At 57.3% G+C, this 2935-nt stretch carries 1 protein-coding gene and 3 pseudogenes; 1 reads left to right on the top strand and 3 read right to left on the bottom strand.

From position 1 onward, the window contains the following. Positions 1 to 38: 38 nt before the first annotated feature. The gene (locus ACTEK7_RS36590; RefSeq protein ID WP_225131534.1) at positions 39 to 347 is read right to left on the bottom strand and encodes a hypothetical protein; all 309 of its coding nucleotides are present in this window, start codon (positions 345 to 347) and stop codon (positions 39 to 41) included. Positions 348 to 1461: 1114 nt separating this feature from the next. Beyond that, positions 1462 to 1640 (bottom strand): annotated as a pseudogene (gene groEL, locus ACTEK7_RS36585) (chaperonin GroEL); the annotation flags it as partial. A gap of 145 nt (positions 1641 to 1785) precedes the next feature. Between groEL and ACTEK7_RS36580 the strand changes: the two are divergent. Beyond that, positions 1786 to 2034, top strand: a pseudogene (locus tag ACTEK7_RS36580) (transposase); the annotation flags it as partial. Positions 2035 to 2553: 519 nt separating this feature from the next. Here the strand turns inward: ACTEK7_RS36580 and ACTEK7_RS36575 are convergent. After that, positions 2554 to 2935: pseudogene (locus ACTEK7_RS36575) on the bottom strand (hypothetical protein); the annotation flags it as partial.

Raw genomic sequence — 2935 nt, 5'->3', positions numbered from 1 at the left:
CGCCACCAGCCCGCCAACGTGATCAGAGGCGCAAAACTCTAGTTCCGGGTGGTCCAAAGTTCGGTCTCGCTGCACAAAAACCCCGAGACTCTAACTGCCGCTGGATGAAAATGCAGTGGCAGGTCACTGGAGGCCGAGCACGACCGTGTTATCGTGCCGCCGCTCGTATCTAAACTGCCACGACTCTCGAACTCCTGAACTGAGGGCTCCACAATGTTTTTAAGCTGCTCGTAGTAGCCACCGTTTGTAATCTGATTGCGGTAGTATTTCGTGACGTGGTGACGGGTGATGTTGTTGGCTTGCAATTCACTCTCAGTGACGACCCGCGCCCCTTCGATGAATTTCATGACATGCCCTCTAACGGGCAGGGAATTAGCTGCGCTCGTCATTGCTACATCTTGTCCTATCGTGATGAACTGCATCCTGACCCGCAGGCCATTTACTCACCGATAGTACCCGGGGAACAATGGATCGAAACCTACCTAACTTGGTGAAGACATTGGAATTATATGCCGACCGAAGCGAGGTCGGCACGTAGCTGCTATCGACAGCAGCGGTGCGTTTCTGAGCTGTGGCTGGATCACTTCCGGACGCTTTTCGGCGCGTCACCGGTCTCGTCCGACGAGTTGATCTGACGCCAATCACCAACGCTCTCGGTTGTTCCAGTAACGATCAGCTTCCCATTCATCCGAGCAATAATCCGGCCGATGCTGGCTTCGGAAGAGGACGTCGGCGGCACATCCGCTCGCTGTACCAATGAGCGAACCGCGGCAGGTAAAGCGTCGTCGCTGCTTTAGTGCCTCCAATAGCGAAGAAAGAGTCTAACGAGTTCCTCCCGTCGCGAAGCTCCGCATGATCTCGGTCGTCAAGATTGAAGCCGAGATAAATCGCGCAGGGTCTCAGAGGATGGCCTTCTCGTCCGCGGACGGGAGCAACAAGTCTGAAAACATCGGCGTGAACTTTCCGAACGTTGCGAGTGTTGTCGCTGGTGAGATCCGGTCGACTTTGACCTTCGCACCCGGTCCGACCGCTTTCGATGATCAGTGCGAATAAAGGCTTCGAGTATGTTCGTATCAATGCTGCGGTTTCGATGGATTCGAGGGGCCTGCTGTGTTCAGTCGCATAAGCATCGAGTTTTCCTCTAACAAGGATCGGAGATCGCAATGGTGAGCCGCACCGTACCTTGTCGGCACGAATGTCAGGCCTGGCGGCCCGACATGTTTCCCCGAGTTCCGGACGATCTTTTCGAGGAGGGGTCCAACAGGTGATCGCGCACAGCCTCCCCTGCCACTCATCTTCAACAGCAATACGTCGTACCCACAATGTCGGGTTCGCAACCAATGTCCAAAGGTCCACGCTGAGGTTCATGTGAGGACGAGCGGATCTGGGCCGCTCGCAAAACTCCAACTGTCGCGTTCCTTACATCTGGGTTCCGGAGAAGGGCCTGCGAGTGTCGCCATCCTCGTTGCCGACCTTCTTCATGGCGCGGCGAGCAACTTGCCGATCTCCGCGTCGCCGTTGGCGGAGATGGTGGCGACCTGGGCGATCTCTTCGTTCGAGGTGACCTTCTTGGAGTTATTCTGGAGGTCTGCAGCAACGGCCTCGATTGCAAGCTCGATGCCACGCTTGAGGTCTAGCGGGTGCGGGGCGACGGCTTCGTTCAATCTCGCTTCCGTGAGCCATCCACGACGCAGCGCGCAGCTGGCCTTGGCCCGGCGACCTCACGGAACCCTCAAGTTCCGTCGAATCGGCAGCCGTGATTCGATCGTCGCATCGCAGGTGGCGATGCGACGCAAGAAGCACAGGGCGACGGGACCCAGCGGTCTGTTCAGGGCCAGACTGACCCGATTGTTTGGCCGGCGCGGTTCGGCTCGGTGGTCAATCAATATGAAGCATGAGCTGGTTCAGCTCGCCGACAAGGTCGATTGGGACTGGATCGACGGCGAGATCGCGCCGCTCTATACCGAGAATGGCCGGCCTGGACTCGCAACCCGCTCCATCATCGGGCCGTTGCTGCTCGAGGACATTTACGGTGCGCGAGCGAGCGGGCCGATTTCGATAATGTCGTAGCTAGGAGGCACGAGGACACCTGCAGGCCGATGGTCACTGCGGCCGCTGCTAGCTCAGAGGCCGCGCCGGCGATGCGGCTAACGTCATCAGTTCATCCGTCGCCCACAACTTCGGTCGCATCCTCATCTGGCTCAGAGAACTTTTGTGCCTCATTCTGGTCAAGCTATCGCGCACGTTCCGCCCTCCCATCCCGCTCATGAGCCTCGTTAACGGAGCACCAAGTAACTCCGTCACGCAGCGACGCGGAACTCTGCAGCGGCTACTTGCACCACTCGGTAATCGTGACTTTGGTCTCGCCAGTCAAGCGCGCCTCAGTCTTGACGGGCCCGAAACTCTCGGCCAGCGTTAGCTTCCGGCCCGCGCGACACCCGCTTTTTCTTTCATTCTGACAATGAGTGTCATATGGCGCCTCAGTCTCGCACATCACACTCGTCATCACCCTGAAGCCAGTACTCACCGGCCTAATGTTGGCTCCGAACATGTCTAATCAGGCCAAGAAGCATTCTCCATTCCTCCTGGCCGAATGTGTCGGTCGCATCGCCTGAGCTCAACGAACTGACGGCGCATGATAAACAGTGCAATCATTCCGGCGCCTAGCTCCGCGATGGCTTGACTGGCCAATACTCCGCTGGAGCCAGAGATGGCCGGGAAAAACAGTACAGCCGGAATGAAGAGATAATGCCTCGCGAAACACACAACCGCGCTGAGACGCGCTCTCCCGAGCGATTGAAGCATCGTCGTGACGACAGTCTCAATACCATACAGTCCAAAAAAGAGATGGAAGACGGTGCAGGCAGAAACGGCAATTTCCCTGACGCTATCGCTATCGCTGAACAGCCCGACCAAAGGACGGACAAAAACCATA

The sequence above is a fragment of the Bradyrhizobium sp. JHI2711 genome, assembly GCF_056156565.1.
Note: the sequence above shows the minus strand (reverse complement) of the source record. Positions and strands in the feature narration are given on the sequence as shown.

What these genes read in the sequence shown, in the direction of transcription:
- ACTEK7_RS36590 (WP_225131534.1), bottom strand. Translation starts at nt 347, where the DNA reads ATGAAATTCATCGAAGGGGCGCGGGTCGTCACTGAGAGTGAATTGCAA.